Source organism: Lactobacillus sp. UMNPBX4 (assembly GCF_002554115.1).
Taxonomy (GTDB): domain Bacteria; phylum Bacillota; class Bacilli; order Lactobacillales; family Lactobacillaceae; genus Lactobacillus; species Lactobacillus gallinarum.
Window position 1 is genome coordinate 1 of the sequence record NZ_PCZF01000026.1, and the last position, 24,953, is coordinate 24,953.

At 36.8% G+C, this 24,953-nt stretch carries 23 protein-coding genes, 1 tRNA gene and 1 riboswitch; of the genes, 20 read left to right on the forward strand and 4 right to left on the reverse strand.

Features of this window, described 5'->3' with window-relative positions; all coding sequences use genetic code 11:
* The first annotated feature begins 141 nt into the window (after positions 1–141).
* Entirely contained in the window at positions 142–804 is a 663-nt protein-coding gene (locus CP355_RS06255) for a CPBP family intramembrane glutamic endopeptidase (protein ID WP_087176553.1), read from the forward strand.
* 48 nt (positions 805–852) lie between these two features.
* Here CP355_RS06255 and CP355_RS06260 read toward each other — a convergent pair.
* Positions 853–923: transfer RNA gene (locus CP355_RS06260), tRNA-Gly, on the reverse strand.
* Between the two features lie 41 nt (positions 924–964).
* Positions 965–1,564: an SOS response-associated peptidase family protein gene (locus CP355_RS06265; protein WP_098044135.1), complete on the reverse strand. Its 600-nt coding sequence runs from the start codon at positions 1,562–1,564 to the stop codon at positions 965–967.
* 125 nt (positions 1,565–1,689) lie between these two features.
* Here CP355_RS06265 and trpS point away from each other — a divergent pair, with 125 nt between their 5' ends.
* The 15 genes from trpS (at position 1,690) to CP355_RS06340 (ending at position 18,679) form a co-directional block, all read left to right on the forward strand.
* Positions 1,690–2,712, forward strand: a complete 1,023-nt coding sequence (trpS, locus tag CP355_RS06270) for a tryptophan--tRNA ligase (protein WP_098044136.1) — start codon at positions 1,690–1,692, stop codon at positions 2,710–2,712.
* Between the two features lie 20 nt (positions 2,713–2,732).
* Positions 2,733–3,212 (forward strand): ComE operon protein 2, encoded by a 480-nt coding sequence (locus CP355_RS06275; RefSeq protein WP_014562935.1) that lies wholly within the window; start codon positions 2,733–2,735, stop codon positions 3,210–3,212.
* Complete coding sequence (locus CP355_RS06280; protein ID WP_199161214.1) at positions 3,202–3,810, forward strand: TPM domain-containing protein; 609 nt, start codon at positions 3,202–3,204, stop codon at positions 3,808–3,810. The genes CP355_RS06275 and CP355_RS06280 overlap by 11 nt, the downstream gene beginning before the upstream one ends.
* Before the next feature lie 49 nt (positions 3,811–3,859).
* Positions 3,860–4,023, forward strand: a riboswitch (M-box (ykoK) riboswitch).
* Positions 4,024–4,108: 85 nt separating this feature from the next.
* A complete protein-coding gene (gene mgtA, locus CP355_RS06285) occupies positions 4,109–6,772 on the forward strand; it encodes a magnesium-translocating P-type ATPase (protein ID WP_098044138.1) in 2,664 nt (887 codons plus the stop codon).
* Between the two features lie 91 nt (positions 6,773–6,863).
* Positions 6,864–8,840 (forward strand): methionine--tRNA ligase, encoded by a 1,977-nt coding sequence (metG, locus tag CP355_RS06290; RefSeq protein ID WP_087176558.1) that lies wholly within the window; start codon positions 6,864–6,866, stop codon positions 8,838–8,840.
* On the forward strand, positions 8,840–9,607 hold the full coding sequence (locus CP355_RS06295) for a TatD family hydrolase (protein ID WP_025005716.1): 768 nt from the start codon (positions 8,840–8,842) through the stop codon (positions 9,605–9,607). The genes metG and CP355_RS06295 overlap by 1 nt, the downstream gene beginning before the upstream one ends.
* On the forward strand, positions 9,594–10,160 hold the full coding sequence (gene rnmV, locus CP355_RS06300; RefSeq protein ID WP_025005717.1) for a ribonuclease M5: 567 nt from the start codon (positions 9,594–9,596) through the stop codon (positions 10,158–10,160). The genes CP355_RS06295 and rnmV overlap by 14 nt, the downstream gene beginning before the upstream one ends.
* Positions 10,150–11,034, forward strand: a complete 885-nt coding sequence (gene rsmA, locus CP355_RS06305) for a 16S rRNA (adenine(1518)-N(6)/adenine(1519)-N(6))-dimethyltransferase RsmA (protein ID WP_025005718.1) — start codon at positions 10,150–10,152, stop codon at positions 11,032–11,034. Before rnmV ends, rsmA begins: the two co-directional genes overlap by 11 nt.
* 61 nt (positions 11,035–11,095) lie before the next feature.
* Positions 11,096–11,353, forward strand: a complete 258-nt coding sequence (locus CP355_RS06310) for a Veg family protein (RefSeq protein ID WP_003625575.1) — start codon at positions 11,096–11,098, stop codon at positions 11,351–11,353.
* Between the two features lie 104 nt (positions 11,354–11,457).
* Positions 11,458–12,288: a pur operon repressor gene (gene purR, locus CP355_RS06315; protein WP_025005719.1), complete on the forward strand. Its 831-nt coding sequence runs from the start codon at positions 11,458–11,460 to the stop codon at positions 12,286–12,288.
* Between the two features lie 46 nt (positions 12,289–12,334).
* Positions 12,335–13,720: a bifunctional UDP-N-acetylglucosamine diphosphorylase/glucosamine-1-phosphate N-acetyltransferase GlmU gene (glmU, locus tag CP355_RS06320; protein ID WP_098044139.1), complete on the forward strand. Its 1,386-nt coding sequence runs from the start codon at positions 12,335–12,337 to the stop codon at positions 13,718–13,720.
* A gap of 148 nt (positions 13,721–13,868) precedes the next feature.
* The gene (locus CP355_RS06325; RefSeq protein ID WP_098044140.1) at positions 13,869–14,648 is read left to right on the forward strand and encodes an SLAP domain-containing protein; all 780 of its coding nucleotides are present in this window, start codon (positions 13,869–13,871) and stop codon (positions 14,646–14,648) included.
* Positions 14,649–14,782: 134 nt separating this feature from the next.
* Complete coding sequence (locus tag CP355_RS06330) at positions 14,783–16,468, forward strand: SLAP domain-containing protein (RefSeq protein ID WP_098044141.1); 1,686 nt, start codon at positions 14,783–14,785, stop codon at positions 16,466–16,468.
* 241 nt (positions 16,469–16,709) lie between these two features.
* Entirely contained in the window at positions 16,710–17,684 is a 975-nt protein-coding gene (locus tag CP355_RS06335) for a ribose-phosphate diphosphokinase (RefSeq protein ID WP_098036713.1), read from the forward strand.
* Between the two features lie 62 nt (positions 17,685–17,746).
* Complete coding sequence (locus CP355_RS06340; RefSeq protein ID WP_098044142.1) at positions 17,747–18,679, forward strand: ROK family protein; 933 nt, start codon at positions 17,747–17,749, stop codon at positions 18,677–18,679.
* A gap of 30 nt (positions 18,680–18,709) precedes the next feature.
* Here the strand turns inward: CP355_RS06340 and CP355_RS06345 are convergent, their stop codons facing one another.
* Together CP355_RS06345 and CP355_RS06350 are read right to left on the reverse strand one after the other, a co-directional pair.
* The gene (locus CP355_RS06345; protein ID WP_025005723.1) at positions 18,710–18,985 is read right to left on the reverse strand and encodes a hypothetical protein; all 276 of its coding nucleotides are present in this window, start codon (positions 18,983–18,985) and stop codon (positions 18,710–18,712) included.
* A gap of 31 nt (positions 18,986–19,016) precedes the next feature.
* Positions 19,017–20,381 (reverse strand): HD domain-containing protein, encoded by a 1,365-nt coding sequence (locus tag CP355_RS06350; protein ID WP_098044143.1) that lies wholly within the window; start codon positions 20,379–20,381, stop codon positions 19,017–19,019.
* Between the two features lie 114 nt (positions 20,382–20,495).
* Here CP355_RS06350 and CP355_RS06355 point away from each other — a divergent pair, with 114 nt between their 5' ends.
* From CP355_RS06355 to CP355_RS06370, 4 genes are all read left to right on the forward strand, one after another.
* Entirely contained in the window at positions 20,496–20,897 is a 402-nt protein-coding gene (locus CP355_RS06355) for a DUF1934 domain-containing protein (RefSeq protein WP_087176565.1), read from the forward strand.
* Between the two features lie 46 nt (positions 20,898–20,943).
* Entirely contained in the window at positions 20,944–21,498 is a 555-nt protein-coding gene (rpoE, locus tag CP355_RS06360; protein WP_056945557.1) for a DNA-directed RNA polymerase subunit delta, read from the forward strand.
* A 117-nt stretch (positions 21,499–21,615) separates the two neighbouring features.
* Positions 21,616–23,235, forward strand: a complete 1,620-nt coding sequence (locus CP355_RS06365) for a CTP synthase (RefSeq protein WP_087235736.1) — start codon at positions 21,616–21,618, stop codon at positions 23,233–23,235.
* A gap of 134 nt (positions 23,236–23,369) precedes the next feature.
* The gene (locus CP355_RS06370) at positions 23,370–24,665 is read left to right on the forward strand and encodes a UDP-N-acetylglucosamine 1-carboxyvinyltransferase (protein WP_098044144.1); all 1,296 of its coding nucleotides are present in this window, start codon (positions 23,370–23,372) and stop codon (positions 24,663–24,665) included.
* The last annotated feature ends 288 nt before the right edge of the window (positions 24,666–24,953 follow it).

A 24,953-nucleotide genomic window follows, 5' to 3' on the forward strand; every position in this document is an offset into this window, starting at 1 on the left:
GAAATTAAGGTTAGACTAATGGTTTAAAGGCTACCGCAAAAACATTGACACTTACGGACGCCCTATCTGTATTTAATAAACTGTATTTTTTTGGTATAATATTGATTTTGTAGGATACAATCCAGAGTAGGAGTGAAAATTTTGAATACGCCAGAATCGAGAGAGGGAAACGTTATCCGCTATGCAGTGTACTTGGTAGGGTATGTTATCGTCTTTGCAGTCGTTAAGCTAGTGACTAGGAAGACGCCATTGCATGTTTGGGATTTGATTTTGTTTTGCCTTGTTGCAGCAATGATTTTATTATTTTATGTTTATCGCTTTAATCGCGAACAACGTTTTTTTGCTCGAGATTTTAAATTACCATGGCTAGGCAGTTTTTCTACGGTAATGTTGCTTACTTTGGCAATCACGGCTACTCGAATTCTTATATCGTATTTACAAGCATATGAAAAGATTCCACATTATGACTTTCAATTGATTTATTTAAAAAATGAATCAGTTGACATGTTTTGGTTTTTGATCTTAGTACAAGGAATTATCTTACCAATTCTGCAAGAATTCCTTGCAACAGGATTTTTGTTTAATTATGCTTTTCGCAGAAGTACTACTCAAGTTGCAGTAACAGGAATCATTGTTTCAGGAATTATTTTTAGTTTGTTAAACTTTCAAAGTTCACTTTTGTTGGTTGTGATTGAGATTATCTATGGCGGGCTATTTGCCTGGAGTTATCTTTATACACAAACGCTCTGGATGCCGATTTATTTGGCTATCATTAGTGGCGTTTTAACCGTTATCATGGCGTAAAAAATAAACGGATGAGAAAAAATCTCATCCGTTTTTTTGTACAAAAAAAGCGGATAGCGTGAATCGAACCCGCATCTACAGCTTGGGAAGCTGTCGTTCTACCATTTAACTATACCCGCGATACTTCTTTATTCTATCATGCTTTTAATTAATAAACCAATTATTTTTGATGTGGCTCTTTTTGTACTTTTAGGTCAATATTGCTGCGATCAACCAAACTGGTAAAGTTTTGAAAAAGCCATCTACGCAGTTCGCCAGGATCAATGATTAGTGGCATGCGGTTATGAATGGGAGCTATGTCTTTATTAGGAGCGGTAGTAACCATAGAAAAATTATTTTGATCATAAATCCCTGCAATTAATGTGATGGGATTAGCCGTTTTAAAGCGGTAGCGTTCATGATATTTTTTGCCATTAGCTCCTTGGTATGTAGTTTTAGCATATTCAAAAAAATCGCTACTTAAAATTAAACAGCGTTGTCTAGCAAAAGAACGATCCCACATAGAAGGCTTATTTTCATAAAAACGCTCTATTCTGGCGTTAAACATCGGCTTTTTGGAATCTACTGGACTAGGATAGCCCCAGTTTTTATTGACGAGCTGCAATTTATTGTCTTGATAGAGCAAGACTGGCGCAGTTTGATTTGGAAAAATATCTTGTTGCTTTATTTCGATTTTTGGATCGGTTAATGGTAAAGCGAGGTCTTCAGTCAGATATTTTTTTATTTGCATTAAATCGGGTATCCGAAAGTGATTACACATGTCTTGTTTCCTTTCATTGGTGATAGTTTAATCATAGCTTAAATTTTGTTAAAATTAGGTCATTAACATAAGAAATAAAATAAAAAGCAAAGAGTATAAAATAAAATTAGAAAAGAGTAGAAGTTATGGCAAAAGAAATTTTATTAACCGGTGATCGTCCAACTGGCAAACTTCACATTGGTCACTATATTGGCTCACTTAAAAATAGAGTAAAATTGCAAAATTCTGGCAAGTACGATCCTTATATCATGATTGCTGATACTCAAGCGTTGACAGATAATGCTCGTAACCCAGAAAAGATTCGTAACAGTTTAATTCAAGTAGCATTAGACTACTTAGCTGTAGGCATTGATCCAAGTAAATCAACAATTTATGTTCAATCACAAATTCCAGCTTTGTTTGAATTAACTTCTTACTACATGGACTTAGTAACTGTAGCACGTCTTGAAAGAAACCCAACTGTTAAGACTGAAATTAAGCAAAAGGATTTCAAAGATTCAATCCCAGTTGGCTTCTTAAATTACCCAGTTTCTCAAGCTGCAGATATTACTGCTTTTAAGGCTACTATCGTTCCTGTTGGGGATGACCAAGAACCAATGCTTGAACAAACTCGTGAGATTGTAAGAACCTTTAACCGTGTTTACAACACTGATATTTTGGTTGAACCAAAGGGCTACTTCCCACCAAAGGGTTCTGGTCGTCTTCCAGGTCTTGATGGTAATGCTAAGATGTCTAAATCACTTGGTAACTGCATTTATTTGTCAGATGATGCTAAGACAGTTCAAAAGAAAGTTATGTCAATGTACACCGATCCAAATCATATTCACGTTGAAGATCCAGGTAAGGTTGAAGGCAACACTGTCTTTACTTACCTTGATGTCTTTGATCCAGATAAGGATAAGGTAGCAGAACTTAAGGCAGAATACCAAAAAGGCGGGTTAGGCGATGTTAAAATTAAACGTTACTTAAACAAAATACTTGAAGCAGAACTTGCACCTATTCGTGAACGCCGTGAAAAGTACGCTCAAGATGAGGATGCAATTTATGAAATGCTTTTAGAAGGTTCAAAGAAGGCAAATACAGTAGCTAATGAAACCTTAGAACAAGTTCGTGATGCTATTGGTTTGAACTACTTTAAGAATAGATAAGAATAAGCAGAGGTAAGTTCATGCACGATCGAATTCCTTGGAAACAATATTTCATGATGCAGGCACTAGTGATAGCTCAGCGCTCCACCTGCAACAGAGCTCTAGTTGGTAGTGTTTTGGTTAAAGATAATCGTATTATTGGCACGGGGTATAATGGATCGGTATCCGGACAACCACATTGTGATGAGGTAGGTCATCAAATGGTAGATGGGCACTGTGTTCGAACTATTCATTCCGAAATGAACGCGATCATCCAATGTGCTAAATTTGGCGTATCAACTGATGATACGGAAATATATGTGACTCATTTCCCTTGTTATAATTGCTGCAAGTCTTTGCTTCAAGCCGGTGTAAAGAAAATCAATTATTACTTTGATTATCGTGATAATCCGTTAGCAATGCAGTTGCTTCATGATTGCGGGGTACCATATGAGCAAATTAAAATCGATCGGAAATATGTGGAAAGCTTGGCTCATAAACTTGAAGAAGATGAAAACTAGATTTATTTGGTTATTTGGCCTGTTAGCCGTCTTTATGACGATGACAGGATTTGTGCAACCTAATATTGAAGATCATGTCCATATTTTAGACAAAGAGACTAAGACTTTAATTAAAGAAAAGAATAATCGTTATTTGCAGACTAAAGAGCAACCGCAAATAGCAGTAATTACAGTAAAGAAACTCAAGAATTTAACACCAAAGGCGTTAAATCATTCTAAACGTACTGTTTTTATTGTGGTAGGTCAAAAAGAAAAGAAGCGCAATGTGCAAATCTTTTCAAGCAAAGACTTACATGGAGCTTTTACTGCTGATACGAGATCGAATATTCTTCGCGCTGAAGTAGATCAACTTCGCAGCCATAATAATGCTACTTTTAACAAAGGTTTGCGGTTTGTTTTTCGGGCCTGTGCAACTAAAGTAGATCAACAATATCAGTATGCTCTTGATAAATATGATTTATCGCAAAGTGAACAGGATAAAATTTCCCATCCCCATCGAGTAGCACTGCCGATTGCATTAGCTTTAATATTCTTAATTATGGGAATAATATATATGCTTAGAAGATTCGGGCATCATAGCTCCAATTTGCACAAATAGGCAACTTGACTTATTTGAATTAAGTCCTTAAACTTTTTGTAGACATAGTAAGTGAAACTGTTAGGTGAGACTCCTACGTGAACACACGCTATCGCCCAGAAACATCCAGAGATGCCAACGGGTTAAATAGGTGTCGTCGACTTAAGGCGAGATCCAGATAGCTAGCATGTGCTTACGTCACGTAGTGTTAAAACTGAACGACGAGTATGACAAAAGCCTTGTTTGGCGTGCAAGTCACCTGCAGAAATAGCAGGTGACTTTTTTGTTTGCTTGTCTATTGAATGAGAGGAATTGAAGAATGTTAAAATCAGCGAGCAAAAAACATTCAAATGTTGATATTCAACAAATTCAACGGATTGCACGTGAATCACGCAGCGAAACGCTAGCAAGATTGCAAGCAAGTGCCGAAGGCCTTTCAACTAAAAAAGCTGATGAAAATAGAAAAGAATATGGCAAAAATGAAATAAGAACTAACACTAACGCTTCTAAATGGAGATTGTTGGGTGAATCCTTGGCGACACCGTTTACTGTAGTGTTGATTATATTGACTTTACTTACTACATTTACTAGTTACATTGTTCCTCACGGTAATAGCGATATTGAAACTGTAATCGTGATGCTACTGATGCTTCTTATTTCGGTAGTGGCGAATTTTATTCAAAAAATACGGATCGCTAAGGTAACTGAAAAATTGCTGAATATGGTGTCAGTTACTACCAATATTCGTCGTGATGGTAAAAATATGGAGCTACCAACTGAGGATGTGGTAGTTGGGGACGTGATCAATCTATCGGCAGGTGATATGATTCCAGCTGATATGAAGCTGCTGACTAGCAAAGATTTATTCTGTTCTTCTAGTTATCTTGATGGTGATTCTGAACCAACTGAAAAAGTAGCTAATGTGACTCTAAAGCCGAGTATGTTAGCTGATTATCTCAATTATCCTAATATTTTATATGAGGGAACTACTATTGTTTCTGGTTCTGGCAGTGGCATTGTGTTCGCGGTAGGAAATAACACTGTTTTTGGTAAAGAGGTCCAGAAGATTTCACGCAAAAAAGTTAAGACGACTCTTTTTGATCGGGAAATGAAGCAACTTGCTAGAATCTTGATAATTGCTACAGCTATCTTATTGCCGCTATTATTCATAATTAATGGCGTAACCAAAGGCGATTGGGGAGAAAGCTTAATATTTGCTCTAGCTGCAGCAGTTAGCCTTACTCCTGAAGTTTTACCAATTATTGTTAATAGCAATCTGACTAAAGGCGCTCTTGAAATGTCTAAGCAAGGCGTAGTAGTTAAGCAGATGAATGCTATTCAAAATTTGGGTTCAACCGATGTTTTTTGTATCGATAAAACAGGTACTCTTACTCAAAATCAAGTGGTGCTAGAGCGACACTATGATTTAGAAATGGAAGAAACGCCGCGCATCTTGAAATTCTCATACTTAAATGCTTATTATCAAACCGGGATGAAGGATTTGATTGATAAAGCAGTAATCGATGCGGCTGGTGATGAATTAGATGTAAATGAGATCCAACGTGATTACAATAAAATAGATGAAATTCCTTTTGACTATAGCAGAAAAAGAATGAGCGTTGTGGTGGTTGATAACGATGAACACCATGGACAACACTTATTAGTAACTAAAGGCGCTGCGGAAGGGATGCTAGATATTTCTAACCAAGTTGAAGTAAATGGCAAAACCGAGAAATTGACTTACGCTTGGCGTGAAAGAATCTTAAACCAAATTAATGAATTAAATGATGACGGTTTGCGTGTTCTATTAGTTGGTTATAAATTGAATCCAGCTCCAGTAGGAGAATTTTCGGCTAAAGATGAAAATGATTTAACCATTATTGGCTGTCTAGCATATCTTGATCCACCTAAGGAAAGTACTAAAGAGGCTTTGCAAGATCTAAAGAATGATAATGTAAATGTTAAGATCTTTACCGGCGATAATGAGGCAGTTACAAGAGCGATTGCTCTGCAAGTTGGTTTGAACGTGGATACGGTTTACGATGGTGAACAAATTGAAACAGCAACCACGGAAGAACTAGCAGAAATTGTTGAAAAGTGTAATATCTTTGTTCATTTAACTCCTGAATTGCGCGTTAAGATTATTCAAGCGTTAAAGAAAAATGGACATACAGTAGGCTACATGGGCGATGGCAATAAGGATGCTTTGGCAATGAAAGTTTCCGACGTCACTGTTACTTCTAATAATTCTGTCGATATTATTAAGGAGTCTGCTGATATTGTATTTGAACAAAAGGATCTCCAGTTGCTTGAGCAAATGATTATTACAGGGCGTAAAGTCTTTTCAAATACAATGAAATACATTAAGACGTTTTTGGTAACCAACTTTGGCAGTATTATTGCAATGGTCATTGCTTCACTTACTTTACCATTTTTACCGTTATTGCCTTTGCAGCTACTTATTTTAAACTTGATTTATAGTCTTAGCTGTTTAGTGATTCCATTTGATAGTGTATCTAGAAACTATGTGAAGAAACCGCAGAAATGGTCAATTAATAAATGGCCTAAGTTCGTACTTAACTTTGGACCGATTCCCGCAATAATCGATTTGATTACTATGGCATTAATGTTTTATGTGATCTGTCCGTACTTGGTAGGAACTGATTTTCATCATTGGGTATTTCAATCGCTGTTTTATTCAGGCTTATTTGTGGAATCCTTGTGGACAAGAGAAATGGTTATCCATGTCTTGCGCGATGAACGTTTCCCATTCATTAAGCAACGTGCCACTCCAGTTGTGATCTTGGTAACTTTTGGCTTGGCTCTTTGGGGCAGCGTCTTGCCATCTTCTAATGTGGCAGCTAGTTTGGGATTAACGCAATTGCCAATCAGCTTTATTTTGGTAGTTGTTGCATTAGAAATAATATATGTTTTATTAACTACGGCAATTAAGCAATTATATTTAAAAAAAGAAAAATTTTAGAGAAAAGGAATTGGTGTTTTAGCCCAATTCCTTTTTTTGCATGTTATTATAGAATAGATATTTTAGACGAATAAAGGAGTATGACTAATTAATGGCTGATAAAGATACTTTTTACATTACAACCCCAATTTACTATCCATCTGGTAGATTAACTATTGGTAATGCTTATACTACAATTGCCGCAGATACTATGGCTCGCTACAAGCGTAGCCAAGGCTATGACACTTTCTTTTTAACTGGTACTGATGAACATGGCTTGAAGATTGAACAAAAGGCCGAAGCTCAAGGAATTAAGCCTCAAGAATTCGTTGATAAGATGGCTGCTTCATATAAGAAGTTATGGAAGAGTCTTGATATTTCTTACGATAAATTCATCAGAACTACTGACGAAGAACACGTTAAGGCTGTCCAAAAGATTTTTGAAAAACTTTTAAAGAAGGGCGACATTTACTTAGGCGAATACACTGGTTGGTACTCAGTTGAAGACGAAGAATACTTCACTGAATCACAACTTGCCGAAGTTTATAAGGATGACAACGGTAATGTGATTGGTGGTAAGGCTCCAAGTGGTCACGAAGTACGTTTGGTTAAGGAACCTTCATACTTCTTCAAGATGAGCAAGTACGCTGACAGATTGGTTGAATACTACAAGGAACATCCTGAATTTATTTTGCCTCATTCTCGTGAAAAGGAAATGCTTAATAACTTCATTAAGCCAGGCCTTGAAGATCTTTCAGTTACTCGTACCACTGTTAACTGGGGAATTCCTGTCCCAAGCGATCCCAAGCACGTAGTTTATGTTTGGATTGACGCACTTTCTAATTATATTACTGCTTTAGGTTATGGCTCAGACAATGACGAATTGTTTAAGAAATATTGGCCAGCAGATGTTCACTTGGTAGGTAAGGAAATTGTACGTTTCCACACTATCTATTGGCCAATTATGTTGATGGCACTTGATTTGCCACTTCCAAAGCACATTATTGGTCACGGCTGGGTATTGATGAAGAACGGTAAGATGTCTAAGTCTAAGGGTAATGCAGTTTACCCAGAATCACTTACTAGTCGTTATGGTGTTGATCCACTTCGTTACTACTTGATGCGTGCACTTCCATTTGGTGCAGATGGTATTTTCACTCCTGAAGACTTTATCGAAAGAATTAACTATGATTTAGCTAATGACCTTGGTAACTTGCTTAACCGTACAGTTTCAATGATTAATCAATACCAAGATGGTCAAGTTGCACCCGTTCCTGTTGCTCAAGACAAGTTTGGTAAGGATTTACAAGATACAGCTGCTAGTGTGATTGCAGACTACCGTCAACAAATGGATTCACTTCATTTCTCACAAGCTTTAGACAGCATCTGGAAGTTAGTAGCACGCGCTAACAAGTACATCGATGAAACTACTCCTTGGGTATTGAACAAGGAGGGCAAGAAAGATGAATTGTCTCATGTAATGAGTAATTTAGCTGAAAGCTTGCGTTTGATTGCCATTATGATTTATCCAGTAATGACTGAAACTGCACCAAAGATGTTTGAACAACTTGGCTTAAACTGGGATGATGAAGATCAAAAGAATTTAGCCTTTAATGATTTTGGTTGGAATACCAAGGTAATTGAAAAGCCAAAGCCAATCTTCCCAAGACTTAAAGCTGAAGAAGAAGTTAAGTACATCAAGGACGAAATGGCAAAGGCTAAGCCAAAGAAGACTACTAGAAGTGAACAAAAGAAGGGTAATGAAATTACCATTGATGATTTTGACAAGGTAAAGATCCAAGTTGGTCAAATCTTGTCAGTAGAACCAGTTAAGGGCTCAAATAAATTACTCATGTTCAAGCTTGACTTTGGCGATGGTAAAGAACGTCAAATTTTGAGTGGTATTCGCAAGTTTTACCCAGATGCAAGTGAACTTCTTGATAAGAAGGTTTTAGCTGTTACTAACTTGAAGCCACGTAAGATGTTGGGTCACCTTAGCGAAGGTATGCTTTTATCTAGTGAAAAAGATGGTCAAGTTAAATTAGCACTTGTTGGTGATGAACATCCAGTTGGAGCTGAATTAGGCTAATGGAAATTATTGATAACCATACGCACTTAAATGATGAGCCCTTTAGAGGGAAGGAACAGTACTATCTTGAACGTGCCAAAAGTTTGGGTGTAACCAAAGTTATTTGTGCGGGACAAGATCCTGACTTTAATGAACGAGCTGTTGATTTGGCAGAAAAGTTTGATAATGTCTATGCGATGGTGGGATATTGTCCTGATGTGGCCAAAGATTATGATCAAAAAGCCGAAGATAAGCTGATTGAACAATTGAAAATGCCTAAAGTTGTCGCAATGGGTGAGATCGGTCTTGATTACTATTGGGATGAATCGCCTAGGGATGTACAACGTGAGGTTTTTGCTCGTCAAATCGAAGTGGCACATGATTTAAAAATGCCGGTCGATATTCATACTAGGGATGCATTTCCTGATTGCTACGATATTTTGAAAAATAGCAATTTAGAATATGGTGCCATTTTGCATAGCTTTAATGGTGGGATTGACTGGTTAAACAAGTTTTTAGATTTAAACGTTTACTTCTCATATTCAGGTGTAGTTTCTTTCACCAAGGCTACGGAAGTTCATGAAAGTGCTAAAGCAGCTCCGCTTGATCGAATCCTAGTTGAAACCGATGCACCATATTTAACACCTAAGCCATATCGTGGTCGTCAAAATGAGACTGGCTATGTGCGTTATGTTGCAGAGGCAATTGCCAAGTTAAAAGATATTCCACTTGAAAAAGTTGCAGAAGCTACTTATAAAAATACAGTGAGAGTTTATGGTCTTAAATAAAAAGAATTTTGATGCGGTAGTTGTCGTTGAGGGAAAAGACGATACTATTCGTTTAAAACAATTTTTCCCAGGAATTGAGACGGTAGAAACTAATGGTTCTGCTGTTTCAGATAGTGTTTTAGCTCAGTTGAAACAGCTCAGTAAAAATAGACAAATTATTGTTTTTACAGATCCTGACTTTAACGGTGAGCGAATTCGCCGAATTGTAACTAATGCTGTGCCTAATGCTAAGCAGGCTTTTATTACACGTAAAGAAGGTGAACCCCATAAAAAGGGGAGTCTTGGAGTAGAGCATGCTTCAAAAGAAGCACTTGAAAAGGCATTAAGCGATTTACATGAAGTTAGTCCACAAGCAAGTGATTTAACTGAAAGCGAATATCGTAAATTAGGTTTAGCAGGCGGCGCAGGCTCTCGTAAGTTGCGGGAACAAGTTGGCATTAAGCTTAGAGTTGGATATGGTAATTCTAAGCAATTCTATAATCGTTTGCATACCTTTGGTGTTTCACTTGATGAGTTAAAAAATGCGGTAGAAGAGGCGAAAAATGACAAATAATATTCCAATTGGTTCTCCCGTTAGAACACAAGCAATTATTAACCGCTATTTTGTAAAAGCTAAGAAAAACTTGGGTCAAAACTTCTTAATCGACCAAAATGCAATTTTGGGTATTGTTGAAGCTGCAGATATTCATGCGGGTGATCAAGTAATTGAAATTGGTCCTGGTATTGGTTCTTTAACCGAGCAACTTCTACTGGCAGGTGCAAAAGTTTTTGCCTATGAAGTAGACGATAGTTTGCCAGATATTTTGCAAAATGAGCTGCCTAAAAAAATTGGTGATGCTCCTTTAGAAGATCGCTTTAAGTTAATGCTTAAAGATGTGCTTAAGGCTGATTTTAAAGAAGATCTTGCTGGCTTTTTTGACATGAACAAGCCAATCAAGGTAGTTGCTAATTTGCCATATTACATTACTACTCCAATTATTTTTGCTTTAGCTGAGTCAGATTTGCATTTTGCTAGTTTAACTTTAATGATGCAAAAAGAAGTGGCCGAAAGGCTAGAGGCTAAGCCGGGCAGTAAAGAATACGGTCCGTTAACTATTTCTGTTCAAACTGAAATGGATGTCAAAGTGGCATTAGAAGTTAACCATGAATCATTCATGCCGCGTCCTAAGGTCGATTCGAGTGTAGTTGTTTTAACTCCATTGAAGAATAAACCCGAAATTGAGAATCGCAAGCACTTTGTTTGGGTAGTCAAAATGTGCTTTTCACAACGTAGAAAGACACTGAATAACAATTTGAAAACGTTGATTCCAGACACTGAAAAGCGTGAAGCCTTAATTAAAAAGCTTGGTGTAGATCCACGAGTTAGACCTGAAAATTTAACAATTGAACAATTTATTGAAATAGCTAGAAATATTCCCACTAAGTAGTGTATAATATTGATTTTACTGTTAAAATGTGATAAAATGTCACCAAAGGAGTTGTTGTTTAGTGCCAACATCGATTATCACAATAAAGCATAAGTTGGATTCTCACTTAGGTGATACCTTAACAGTAGTAGCTCAAGCGGGTCGTAAGAAAGTTACTAAGAGACGGGGAATTCTAAGAGAAACATTCCCTGCAGTGTTTGTGGTCGATTTAGACCAACATCAAAATAATTTTAAACATGTTTCTTACAGTTACACTGATTTATTAACTAAGAATATTGCATTAAAGTTTGATGATGAGGCTGAGGAAGCTGAAGCTTAAACACAATTCAGAATTGTCACTAGCATTAAAAAATGTTAGTGCTTTTTTTTGCTCTTTAGAGTATATTTATTAAGTATAAAGCCAAACATTAGAAAGGAAATATCATGAAACGTTCAGAAAGATTAGTTGATATGACCAAGTATTTAATGGAGCGTCCCCATACTCTAATTGCGTTACCATTCTTTGCTAAGCGATACGGTGCAGCTAAATCCTCAATTTCAGAAGATTTAGCCATTTTGAAACACACACTAGCTAATAATCAAGATGGTATTTTGGAAACTGTAGCAGGAGCAGCTGGTGGGGTACGCTATATTCCATTTTTAGGTAAAAATCATGCGGAAGATTATTTATCTGATTTAGCATCAAGAATTGAAGACCCAAGTCGAATTTTAGCCGGCGGTTTTGTTTATTTATCAGATATATTGGGTGATACGCAAGATTTGCGTAGAATTGGTGAATTGGTTGCCACTCGCTACGCTTATGATGAGATAGATGCCGTAATGACGGTCGAAACTAAAGGAATCGCTTTAGCACAAGCTGTAGCTCGTTACTTGGATGTGCCATTTGTAACAGCTAGAAAACGTTCTAAGGTTACTGAAGGAGCAACGGTTTCTGTTAACTATATCTCATCTTCATTAGCCCGCGTTTCTAAAATGGAATTGCCAACTCGTGCTCTTAAAAAAGGTGCAAAAGTATTAATCGTGGACGACTTTATGAAAGGCGGCGGTACCTTAACTGGGATGGAAGAACTAGTTAAGGAATTTGAAGGCACGATTGCTGGTATTTGTGTTCTTTGTGAAGCTGATTTTGATAAAGAAAAATTAGTCAAAAACTACCTTTCATTAGTAAAAATTAGTAAAATCGATACGGCAAAGAAGCTCATCTTGGCAGAACCAGGAAACTTCTTAAATGAAACTGATTTTGATCGCTTTTAAATGCTATACTAGATCTAAGTTTTAATTATTAAGAGGTTAATTACTAATGGAAAAATATGTAGTTGTTCTTGCCGCAGGCAAGGGTACACGAATGAAGTCAAAGCTGTACAAGGTTTTACACAAAGTTTGTGGTAAAACCATGGTAGAGCACGTAGTTGATGCTGCTAGTGGAATTAATCCTACTGAGATCGTAACTATAGTAGGTACTGGTGCAGGTGAAGTCGAGAAGGTATTAGCAGACAAATCTAAGTTTGCTTTCCAAGAAAAGCAATTGGGTACCGGTGATGCAGTAATGACTGCTAAAGAAGCCTTAGGTGATAAGGAAGGCGCTACTTTAGTAGTTACAGGTGATACCCCATTATTTACTACTGATACTTTTAATGAATTATTCAAGTATCACGCAGAAAAGGGCAATGCCGCTACTGTTTTAACTGCAGAAGCTCCAAATCCATTTGGCTACGGCAGAATTATTCGTGATAATCAAGGCAATGTTTTACGAATTGTTGAACAAAAAGATGGTAATCCTGAAGAATTAAAAGTTAAGGAAATTAACACCGGTGTATTTTGCTTTGACAATCAAAAATTGTTTGAAGCTTTAAAGCATGTTGATAACGATAATGCTCAAGGTGAATACTACTTAACTGATGTGCTTGAAATCTTGCGCAACAATGGTGAACGCGTTGGTGCTTACAAGATGCCTGACTTTAGTGAAAGTCTTGGTGTAAATGATCGTGTTGCTTTAGCTCAAGCTACTAAGACCATGCAAAGAAGAATAAATGAAGCTCATATGCGTAACGGGGTTTCATTTGTTGATCCTGATACTGCTTATATTGATGCAGATGTAAAAATTGGTAACGATACTGTGATTGAAGGCAATGTAGTTATCAAGGGTAACACTGAAATTGGTAGCGATTGTTACATTACTAATGGATCAAGAATTATCGATTCTAAGATTGGTAATGGTGTAACTATTACTTCTTCAACTATCGAAGAAGCTGAAATGGATGACAACACTGATATCGGTCCTAACTCTCACCTTCGTCCTAAGGCAATTATTCGCAAGGGTGCTCATATTGGTAACTTTGTCGAAATTAAGAAGGCAGAAATTGGTGAAAACACTAAGGTGGGTCACTTAACTTATGTTGGGGATGCAACCTTGGGTAAAGATATTAACATTGGTTGTGGTACAATCTTCTCTAACTACGATGGTGTCAAGAAGCTCCATACTAATGTTGGTGATCATTCATTTATTGGTGCTGGCTCAACACTTATTGCTCCAATCAATGTTGCTGATCATGCCTTTATTGCTGCCGACTCAACTATTACTAAGGACGTAAACAAGTACGACATGGCGATTGCACGTGGGCGTCAAGTTAACAAGCCAGATTACTGGCACAAGCTTCCTCTTTCCAAAGATAAAGATTGGGAATAATTAATAAATAAAGAAGTAACCCTGGTCATTTGAACTAGGGCGCTTTTTTGCTAAGAAAGTATTAAGGCTATAGTATTTATTTGCAAAATTATATAAGAGCCCTACAATAGATTTACAAAGATGTTTTTAATGAGGTAGGTATATATTTATGAAGTTAAGTCATAAGTTAATGATGGTATCAGCAGCTGTTTTGATGGGCGTTAGCCCAGTTGTAGGTATGGCAAATAGTGCTTCTGTTCAAGCTGCACCAATTGCACATGCTAAGGGTGTTCATAATACTTATGGTAAGAATAGTCGCGTTAAGATGACTAAGACCATGAAGTTTGTAGACCGCTATGGTAAGAAGACATCAAAGACTGCAACTAAGGGTGGTCGCTACACTATTTGGAACGTTAAGACTATCAATGGTCAAGTTTACTACAGTATCCAAACTGATTTGAAGTACTGGATTCCTGCTGCTGCAACTGAAGGTACAGTAACTTACAAGTCTGGTAAGACTACTTATACTCTTAAGTCTAACGGCAAAAAAGTTGTAACTTCTACTTCAACTGCAAAATCAACTAAGAAAGCAGCTAAAAAGACTACTAAAAAGGTAGTTAAGAAAGCAACAAAGAAGACTGTTAAAAAGTCAGAATCTAAGAAAGACAGCAAGAAGACTACAACCAAAAAGTCCTCAGCTAAGAAAACAACTAAAAAGACTACTTCAAAGAAGTCTAGCAAGATTAAGGTAGTTAAGATTTCAATGAAGAAGAAAGCTTATGTTTATGACAACAATGGCAAGCGTGTTAAGAACTATTTAGGCACTAGTTACATTGGTAAAGATGTAACTGTAAAGGGCTTAGGTACTAAGACTATTAAGGGCACTAAATACTACGCTTTAAAGCCAAATCATTATTACGTTAAGGCTTCAGATGTTACTGTTAAGTAACAATGTGGAGTAAAAGATATCTTTTCCTTAAGAAAGGGTATCTTTTTTGTTTCTAAAATTGGCAAAATTTAGATTTGGATTTACAATATATAAATGAATTAGAATTTTAGTTTTAGATATGAGGTAAATTATCGATGAAATTAAGTCATAAGTTAATTATGGTATCAGCAGCTGCATTAATGAGTGTTAGTCCACTTTTAAATACTACACAAAACGTAAATGCTGCGACAGCTTCAACTAAGAAGACTACTACAAAGAAGACTTCAAGCAAGAAAACAACTACAAAGAAGTCTGCTTCTACTAAAAAGACCACTTCAACAAAGAAGTCAACTTCAAAGAAGACTACTAAAAAAGCTGCTTCATCAAAGACAACTACTTCAAAAAAGACTACGTCTAATACTATTAAGTTAACTCACAACGCTTATGTATATGACAAGAATGGTAAGCGTCTTAAGACTTACATGGGTAGCGCTAAATACACTACTATTGCTAAAGGTGTAACTGTAAATTCAAATGGTACTAAGACTATTAAGGGTGTTCTTTACTACAGTCTTGGTGGTGGGGCATACATTAAGGCTGCTAACGTAGATGGTAAAGTTGCAACTAGTTTATCAACTAAAAAGACATCATCAAAGAATACTTCTTCAAATAAGCCTTCTACTGATGAATCAGAAGATAGTACCAGCACTAAGTTAATTCACAATGCTTATGTATACGACGTAAATGGTAAGCGTATCAAGAAGTATGAAGGTAAGTCAAAGCTTACTAAGGGTACAGAAATTGATACTTACGGTACTGTGAATATTAAGGGTAAGAAGTATTACCAACTTGATAAAGAAGGTACTGCTTTCGTTAAGGCTGGTAATGTTGATAGACCAACTACCATTACTTTAAAGAAGAATGCCTACATTTATAACGGTGAAGGTAAGACCAAGAAGAAGCTTGTTAAGAAGGGCAAGACCGTTAAAACCACAGAAGCTAGATACATTGGTACCAAGCTTTACTACAAGATTGGCGATGATCAATTTGTTAAGGCTGCTAATGTAGGCAAGGTTAAGGGCGAAGAACTTGATCCAATTAATGAACCAGATGGTGCAGCAACTGTTGAAGTTCCAGATACTGAAGATGTAAATTCAACTAAGGTAATTACTAAGGGCGTTGTTTCACTTTACGACATTAAAGGTCAAAAATACGCTAATAGAATATTCGATGCTGGTGTAAGTCAACAAGTTTCTGAATTAAGATACATTGCAACTTCAGTGAACTCAACTCCACAATTGTTCTACAAGTTAGCTAGTGGTAGAGGTTACTTAAAGGAGGATGAAGTAACTGTTGATGGTAAGATTTTGAATGCTGTTAACACTCCAGAACAAGCTAAGGCTGATGTTACTGTAGCTACTACTGCTGATAAGGCTAAGTTGACTCAAAGCATCAATGAAGCTGCTAGTGTTAAGGCTTCAGAGATTTACAAGCTTTCAAGCTCAACTGCTAAGGCTGCATACGACAAGGCTATTACAGATGGTGCTATAGTAAATAACAATGCTAGTGCAACTATCGGTCAAGTTAACGAAGCAGAAAGTGCTATTACTAGTGCTAAGGCTAAGCTTAACGGTGCTAAGATTGCTGTAGCTAACCTTAACAGCTTGACTCCAGATGAAGTAACTGCAATTGTTAAAGCAGTTGCAAATGCTAATAACGTTCCAGAAAGCGCAATTCAATTCTCAAATAACAACACTACTTTATCAATCGTAACTAACGGTTATACACAATCATTAAACATTAATGACTACGCTGTTCAAAACTCAGCTATTAATCGTTAATTAAGAGAAAAATAAAATAAGACGTAGCGTCAAAAGACGCTATGTCTTATTTTTTTAGGATATTTTCGTTGTACTAGAAAGTACAAGTATATTCTAACTTTTTTAGTGAGGAATAGTTAGTGCTTTTACCGCTTTTTTACTGTTAAAACAAAAAATCTTGTTATAATTAAGGTGTACATGGTTCTTTTTGGAACAACTTTTGCTAAAATAGAGCTGGTTAATTATTTTTACGGAGGAAATTATGTCCTATAAAGACGATATGATGATTTTTGCCCTCAACTCAAACGTGCCATTAGCACAAAAGATTGCTGATCGTGTGGGCGTACCACTTTCAAAGTCAAGTGTTGAACGTTTTAGTGATGGCGAGATTCAAATTAATATTGATGAAACTGTACGTGGTAAAGACGTATACCTCATTCAATCCACCAGTGATCCAGTAAATGACAATTTAATGGAACTTTTGATTATGATTGATGCTGTACGTCGTGCCAGTGCTCGTACAATTAACATTGTGATGCCTTACTATGGTTACGCTCGTCAAGACCGTAAGACTCGTGCACGTGAACCAATTACTGCTAAGCTTGTTGCTGATATGCTTCAAACTGCAGGTGCAAATCGTATTTTGTCACTTGATTTACATGCTCCACAAATTCAAGGTTTCTTTGATATTCCAGTTGATAACTTAATGGGTGCTCCACTTCTTGCTGATTACTTCTTACGTAACAACTTAGAAGAAGGCGCAGTTGTTGTTTCACCTGATCACGGTGGTGTTAACCGTGCTAGAAAGCTTGCTGAATTCTTAGGTTGTCCTATCGCAATCGTTGATAAGCGTCGTCCTAAGGCTAATGTCGCCGAAGTTATGAATATTATTGGTGATGTTAAGGGTAAGCGTGCAATTATCATTGATGACATGATTGATACTGCTGGTACTATTACTTTAGCAGCTCAAGCATTAATTGATGCAGGTGCTACTGAAGTTTATGCTAGTGCAACTCATGCTGTTCTTTCTGGTCCAGCTATCAAGAGATTAAATGCTTCACCAATTAAGAACTTAGTTCTTACTGATTCAATTAATCAACCAGCTGAAAAGAAGCTCGACAAGATGCTTTTAGTATCAGTGGGTCCACTTATGGGGGATGCTATCAAGTACATTCAAGAACATAAGGCACTTAGCCCATTGTTTAATACTAGATATGAAGCAGACAAGAATGAATAATTAAAGATTTAAAAAAAACGACTAGTCGATTGACTAGCCGTTTTTTGTATTAGGTGAAAAACATGGCAAAATACTTATCTTTTGATATTGGCGGCACAAATTTGAAATATGCCTTGATTGATGAAGAAGGAAAAATTTTTGAAAAAGACAGAGTAGAGACGAATACAGAAAGTCTTGCTGCGTTTATGCAGTCAATTTATCAAGTAGCAGATAAATATCGAGGACAGTTTAAGGGAATTGCTGTTTGCGCACCAGGTAAGATTGATACTAAGCACAAAGTTATTTATTTTGGTGGTGCTCTGCCATTTCTTGATGGGCTGAATTTACAAGAAACTTTAGGCAAAAAATATCAGGTACCGGTTAGCGTAGAAAATGATGGTAAAGCTGCGGCTTTAGCAGAGCAATGGCATGGTGAATTACATGATGTAGCTGATGGCGTCGCTATTACTCTAGGAACTGGCGTTGGTGGTGGGATAGTAGTTAATCATCGAGTCGTTCATGGTTGGACATTTCAAGCAGGAGAGCTTAGCTGGATGATTACTAACGCTGGAATAGGCGCCAAAAATATGGCAGCATATACTGGTTATACCTGTTCAGCGGTTAATATGATTAAAAAAATCAATTTAGCGTTAGGTAATGTTTCGAATCTAGATGATGGTGTAGCAGCTTTTAAAGCGATTAATGAAGAAAATTTACGTGCATTGGCAATCTTTCAACGTTATTGTCGCAATGTGGCTATCATGATCATTAATATCCAAACTATCATTAATGCTTCCAAATTTGTAATTGGCGGTGGAATTAGTGCACAACCAGTCTTAATTGAAGAGATTAATAATCAATTGCATAAAATTTTAGAAAATAATCCAATGATTGGTAAGCAAATGATTGCTCCACCCGTAGTAGCCGCAAAGTATGGTAATGATGCCAACTTATATGGGGCTTTATATGCGTTGCTACTTGAATTGAAAGAAAAAAAGCAAACAAAAATGGACTAGTTTTTGGCTAGCCCATTTTATTAATTAAATTTATTCATTTTTAGATAAAGCTTTAGCAATACTTACGCTTGCTGCGGCGATGCTGACGACCATACCAGTCTTGCATCCTGTCTTCACAATATCCTTAATTAAGTCCTTGTTGTCATGAATGAAATCAAATGATAGCTTAGTATAATCCATGCAATAACCATGAATAGTATTCATTAAGTCTTTGACTTGTCTGTAGCCACTTTTTTCGACATGTTCAATCTCGTCTTCGGGATTAATTTGAGTTCTTACGTTTGTATTTAAATCGTCATTATTCATAACAGATACCTCTTTTCTATATAAATCTATTTTACTTCTTACGAGGCTTTCTTAAGTATCTTAATGCTCCATTTTTGACGTATTTTTGGAATTGTTCATAAAGGGGATCAAAAATTTGCGGTTGATCTTCGTCATGTGAAAGCATGGTCTTAGGGAAGAAGAAGCGCTCATCACCTTGGAAAGTACCATTTAATGCTCGAACTAAAGGACTAAGCTGGGATAATTCGATTAAACTGCCATCATCTTGCATGATTTCAATTTGACTATTAGCATTTTTACCTGATGGCTTATAAGCGTCATAAGGCTCGTCAAAAGCAGAATTAGTGGCAGTGTAGTAATCTGGATTGAATCCTGTTTGCTTAATAATATTTCTCAGTTTAGGCAATAGGTTTTTAGTTTCTTCGTCAATTCTTACACTAGCAAAAGGTTTTCTGTATAAGTATCTTTTAGCTAAATCTGATAAAATAGGATCCTGCGCTTCAGTCCACATTAAAAAGTTTGTTTCCATGACGCCATCATCTAAATTAAGATAATCATCAAGAGTCCAATTCCCTTCTAAAAAGCTAGCTAGACTAGAAGTAACTTTTAAATTGCCCTTTTCGTAAATATCTTTTGCACGTTCAAGTAAATGCTGTAAAATAACCTCCATGGAACGGCCTACGCGGTGGAAGTAAACTTGTTGGTACATCTGATAGCGAGAGACTATATAATCTTCAACGGCATGCATACCGTTGTTAGTGAAACAAATTCCGTTTTGATAAGGTCTGATAACGCGTAAAATGCGGGATAAATCAAATCGACCATAGTTAACGCCTGTAAAGTATGCATCTCGTTGCAAGTAATCCATTCTGTCCGCATCAGCTTGACTAGAGATCATCTTAACTACTTGTGGATTAGGATAAGTTTTAGCAATTATGCTGGCTACCAATTCAGGAAAATTAGGTGCAACCTGTTTTAAAGCTTTGTTGATTTCAGTATTAGGATCTGTAATGATCTTTTGTCCAATTTTTTCATGATTAGTATTAAATAAATGTTCAAAAGTATGAGAATATGGACCATGGCCAATGTCGTGAAGTAAGCCTGCACATTCAACTAATAAGCGATTATCATCATTCCATAGACCATCACCTGGTGTGATAGAAGGATATTTTTTTGCAAAAATATCACAAATTCTTCTAGTAAGTTCATATACACCTAGATTATGTTCAAACCGGGTATGAGTAGCACCTGGAAAGATGTAGTTAACAGGTCCCAACTGCTTAATTCTGCGCATGCGTTGAAATTCCTTGGACTTAACAACGTCTAGGACAACTTTATCTTCGATATGGATATAACCGTGAACAGGGTCACGGAGCACAACTTCTTGTTTTAATTTTTCACTTTGAAATCTTGCCATAAAAACCACCAAGCTTGATAATTTAATTTTTGGAATTATATACTAAAATAGATTGTAACCACATAAAATTATAGCAAATATCAACCAAGAGTGTTCAATGAAAGGGATGAGGATATGGCAGCAATTACGGTTAATTTGACTAGTAAAATTACACAAGATGATGAAACAGAAACTTTTACTAAAGTAGCCTCAGGCCAGCTAGAAGAAAATAATGGTGTAATTCGTGTATCTTATAAAGAAGAGGGCACCATTCCTGTTAAAATGTTGTTGAAAGAGGATGAACTCATAATTAAGCGCGGTGTAGATAATAACAACTATTCTTTGATGAAATTCGTTCCTGGTGAGAAAGTTAATTGCCGCTATGTTGTTGAAGGACGACAAATGGATATGACTAGTGTGACAAATTTGCTTGAATATAAAGAGCAAGCAAGTTCACATCAACTTCGGCTTGAATATGACCTCTTTAATGGACTATACTTAATAGGTAACTATGCAGTCACGTTGATTTTTACTTAAACGCCTAGTAGAATAGTAAAGATTGTAAAAGAGAGGACGTACAGCTGTGGGATTAGACAAATTTAAAGACAAAAACCGCGATGAATTATCAATGATCGAAGTTGCACGAGCAATTTTGGAAGATAATGGTAAGAGAATGGCATTTGCCGATATCGTTAATGCCGTACAAAAATACTTGAATAAGAGTGACGAAGAAATTCGTGAACGTTTGCCACAATTTTATACTAATATGAATACTGATGGTGAATTTATCTCTATGGGTGAAAATGTATGGGCACTTCGTACTTGGTTCCCATATGAATCAGTTGATGAAGAAGTTAACCACCCAGAAGATGAAGAAGAAGACGATGCACGTAAGCACCATAAGAAGGTTAACGCATTCTTAGCAAGCGCTACTGGTGATGATGATATTATCGATTATGATAATGATGATCCAGAAGACGATGATTTAGACGCTACTGCTGACGATAGCGATGACGATTATGGTGATGATGATTCTGAATACGATGAAGATAATGACGATACAGATGACGTATTGCCAGACGGAATTGAAGGTCAATTATCACAATTAAACGATGATGATGACGACGAAGATAATTAATTTGCTTGACTTAAGAGGAAAAAGCAGATAGTATTTTTGTTGGGCACCCTATGTGCGTTTAGCTCCCTAACAAGGGAGCTTTTTTGTTTAAAGGATAAGTTAAAAAGGAGCAAATAAATGACAAAATATGTTTTCGTAACTGGCGGTGTCGTATCTTCACTTGGTAAGGGTATTACTGCATCAAGTTTAGGTCGACTTCTTAAAAATCGTGGTTTAAAAGTAACCATGCAAAAGTTTGACCCATACATTAACATTGACCCAGGAACAATGAGTCCTTACCAACACGGTGAAGTTTATGTTACCGATGACGGTACAGAGGCTGACCTTGACTTAGGTCACTATGAAAGAATTGTTGATGTTAGAACAAGTAAATATTCTAATGTAACTACTGGTAAGATTTACCAAGAAGTTCTTGAAAAAGAACGTCGCGGTGACTACAACGGTGCTACTGTACAAGTAATTCCACATATTACTGATATGATCAAGAAGAAGATCATGCGTGCAGCTCTTACTACTGATTCAGACGTTATTATTTCTGAAATTGGTGGTACTGTTGGTGATATGGAATCAACTCCATTCATGGAAGCTATTCGTCAAATGCGTCGTGAAGTTGGTGAAGAAAATGTAATGTACATTCACTGTACTTTAGTTCCACTTCTTCACGCAGCTCATGAAATGAAGACTAAGCCAACTCAACACTCAGTTGCTGAACTTCGTAGCATCGGTATTCAACCTAACATGCTTGTTCTTCGTGCTGAACAACCAATTGATCAAGAACACAAAAACAAGATTTCAACTTTTACTGATGTTCCTGTTGATCGAATTATCGAATCCATTGATGCTCCTTCATTATTCGATGTGCCTTTGGCATTTCAAAAGCAAGGTATGGACCAAAAAGTTTGTGATTTCTTACATATTGAAAGTCCAAAGCCAGAAGCAGATATGAAAGCTTGGAAGAAGCTTGATGAACGTGCTAAGAACTTGAAGCACCACACTAAGATTACTTTGGTTGGTAAGTATGTAGAACTTGAAGATGCTTACATCTCAGTAACTGATGCTTTGCAACATGCTGGTTACCTTTACAACACCAAGATTGATGTAGATAAGGTTCAAGCAGAGGATATTACTGACGATAACATTGCTAAGATCATGGAAGGCTCTGATGGCTTAATCGTACCTGGTGGTTTTGGTACTCGTGGTCTTGAAGGTATGATCACTGCTATTAAGTATGCTCGTGAAAATGATATTCCATTCTTGGGTATTTGCTTAGGTATGCAAATGGCTAGTGTAGAATTTGCACGTGACATCTTGAATCTTGAAGATGCTAATACTACTGAAGCAGAACCACATTGTAAGAACAATATTATCGATATCATGGCTGATAAGCGTGATGAAGAAAATATTGGTGGTACCTTGCGTTTAGGTCTTTACCCAGCTGCTCTTAAGAAGGGTACTAAGACTCGTGAAGCTTACGATGATCAAGATGTAATTCAAGAACGTCACCGTCACCGCTTTGAATTTAACAACAAATATCGTGAAGCATTTGAAAAAGCTGGTATGGTATTCTCAGGTGTATCACCAGATAATCATTTGGTTGAAATTATTGAATTGCCAAAGAAGAAGTTCTTTATTGCAGCTCAATACCACCCAGAATTTTTGAGTCGTCCACAACGTCCAGAAGGATTATTTAAATCATTTATCGGTGCAGCTAGTGGACTTCCAGCACAAGAATTTTAATGAATAATCACTTGAATTATACAAAATCTTAAGAAAACAAGAGTTGAGGGACCTCGGCTCTTGTTTTTTTCTCAAATTTCCTTTAACATTATTATGATTAATTGAAAGTAAAAGAAAAGGATTTGTTTTCGCCAATGAAGCAGATGATTATTCATGGTGGAAAGCCTCTACAAGGTGACGTTTGGATTGGTGGCGCAAAGAACTCTACAGTTGCGCTCATTCCAGCATCGATTTTGTCAAGAACACCAGTAACTTTGGAAGGCGTCCCAAGGATTGCTGATGTTGTCAACTTAATGGATTTATTAAGCGAGATGGATGTACATTGTGATTTTGGAGAAACCACATTACGTATTGATCCAGAGAATATTAAGATGAGTCCATTACCAGCTGGTAAGATTAAGAGTTTGCGTGCATCGTATTACTTCATGGGTGCGCTTCTCGGTCGTTTTGGCAAGGCAGTAGTAGGCTTCCCTGGTGGTGACGATATTGGACCACGTCCTATTGACCAACATATTAAGGGCTTTGAAGCTCTAGGCGCCAGTGTAAAAAATGAAAATGATCAAATTGTAATTACAGCACCAGAAGATGGATTGCATGGGGCAAAAATCCATTTGAAAATGCCGTCTGTTGGTGCAACGATGAATATTATTATGGCCAGTGTAACTGCACAAGGCCAAACTATTATTGAAAATGCAGCCAAAGAACCAGAAATTATTGATTTAGCGACCTTTTTGAACAATATGGGCGCAGTAATTCGTGGTGCCGGAACTGATTCTATCAGAATAGAAGGTGTGGATATGCTTAAAGCACAAATTCCACATACAATTATTCCTGATCGAATTGAAGCAGGTACTTATGTTTCCTTGGCTGCTTGCATTGGTAATGGTATTCGCATTCATAATATTATTGAGGAGCACCTGGATTCTTACTTAGCCAAGGTAGAAGAAATGGGTGTAGTAGTTGACGCAGATGAAGATTCACTTTATGTTTACCCAGCAGGGGACTTAAAGATGGTACAAGTAAAGACAGACGTGTATCCTGGCTTTGCGACTGATCTTCAACAGCCAATTACACCGCTTCTTTTAACTGCTAAATCAGGTGAAGGCGTAGTAATCGATAATATTTATCCAAAACGTAATGGTCATATTCCACAATTACAGAAGATGGGTGCCGATATTAAAGTTGAAGATAATATTATTTTGGCTCATCCAACTAAGCAACTTCATGGAGCTGAAGTAACAGCTGGTGAAATTAGAGCGGGAGCTTGCTTAATGATTGCCGGATTAATGGCAAATGGTACTACTGTAATTGATAAGGCTGGCAATATTTTGCGCGGATATGATCGTGTACAAGAGAAGCTTCGTCAACTTGGAGCTGATGTCACAATTAAAGATGATCCGAGTGAACCTGGTATATTAGACAATATCTAGTTAAAAAGCATATTCGAGTAAGAATATGCTTTTTTAATGAAAAACGCCCGAAAATCCCCGTATTTTAATGCGGGGATGGATAGGGCCAAGCTGACCTAGCAGTCAGCTTTTTTTATTCTAAAAATAGAGACATACGTTCGACTTCCCTGTACAATATAAATATCTAATCTACAGAAGGAGGTGAAATCATGAAGAGAATGAGCAGTTTAGCCTATCATTTTGGTATCAAACTACGCTTTTATCCTAGTTCTAAGCAAAAGAAAATCATCAAGCTAAACTATGATGCGC

Excerpts from the sequence above, each read along its gene's own strand:
- CP355_RS06355 (WP_087176565.1), top strand. The coding sequence starts at position 20,496 with ATGGCAGCAATTACGGTTAATTTGACTAGTAAAATTACACAAGATGAT.
- purR (WP_025005719.1), top strand. The coding sequence starts at position 11,458 with ATGAAACGTTCAGAAAGATTAGTTGATATGACCAAGTATTTAATGGAG.
- CP355_RS06295 (WP_025005716.1), top strand. The coding sequence starts at position 8,840 with ATGGAAATTATTGATAACCATACGCACTTAAATGATGAGCCCTTTAGA.
- glmU (WP_098044139.1), top strand. The coding sequence starts at position 12,335 with ATGGAAAAATATGTAGTTGTTCTTGCCGCAGGCAAGGGTACACGAATG.
- CP355_RS06325 (WP_098044140.1), top strand. The coding sequence starts at position 13,869 with ATGAAGTTAAGTCATAAGTTAATGATGGTATCAGCAGCTGTTTTGATG.
- CP355_RS06275 (WP_014562935.1), top strand. The coding sequence starts at position 2,733 with ATGCACGATCGAATTCCTTGGAAACAATATTTCATGATGCAGGCACTA.
- trpS (WP_098044136.1), top strand. The coding sequence starts at position 1,690 with ATGGCAAAAGAAATTTTATTAACCGGTGATCGTCCAACTGGCAAACTT.
- CP355_RS06345 (WP_025005723.1), bottom strand. The coding sequence starts at position 18,985 with ATGAATAATGACGATTTAAATACAAACGTAAGAACTCAAATTAATCCC.
- mgtA (WP_098044138.1), top strand. The coding sequence starts at position 4,109 with ATGTTAAAATCAGCGAGCAAAAAACATTCAAATGTTGATATTCAACAA.
- CP355_RS06335 (WP_098036713.1), top strand. The coding sequence starts at position 16,710 with ATGTCCTATAAAGACGATATGATGATTTTTGCCCTCAACTCAAACGTG.
- rnmV (WP_025005717.1), top strand. The coding sequence starts at position 9,594 with ATGGTCTTAAATAAAAAGAATTTTGATGCGGTAGTTGTCGTTGAGGGA.
- CP355_RS06370 (WP_098044144.1), top strand. The coding sequence starts at position 23,370 with ATGAAGCAGATGATTATTCATGGTGGAAAGCCTCTACAAGGTGACGTT.
- metG (WP_087176558.1), top strand. The coding sequence starts at position 6,864 with ATGGCTGATAAAGATACTTTTTACATTACAACCCCAATTTACTATCCA.
- CP355_RS06330 (WP_098044141.1), top strand. The coding sequence starts at position 14,783 with ATGAAATTAAGTCATAAGTTAATTATGGTATCAGCAGCTGCATTAATG.
- CP355_RS06265 (WP_098044135.1), bottom strand. The coding sequence starts at position 1,564 with ATGTGTAATCACTTTCGGATACCCGATTTAATGCAAATAAAAAAATAT.
- rsmA (WP_025005718.1), top strand. The coding sequence starts at position 10,150 with ATGACAAATAATATTCCAATTGGTTCTCCCGTTAGAACACAAGCAATT.
- CP355_RS06365 (WP_087235736.1), top strand. The coding sequence starts at position 21,616 with ATGACAAAATATGTTTTCGTAACTGGCGGTGTCGTATCTTCACTTGGT.
- CP355_RS06350 (WP_098044143.1), bottom strand. The coding sequence starts at position 20,381 with ATGGCAAGATTTCAAAGTGAAAAATTAAAACAAGAAGTTGTGCTCCGT.
- CP355_RS06280 (WP_199161214.1), top strand. The coding sequence starts at position 3,202 with ATGAAAACTAGATTTATTTGGTTATTTGGCCTGTTAGCCGTCTTTATG.
- CP355_RS06340 (WP_098044142.1), top strand. The coding sequence starts at position 17,747 with ATGGCAAAATACTTATCTTTTGATATTGGCGGCACAAATTTGAAATAT.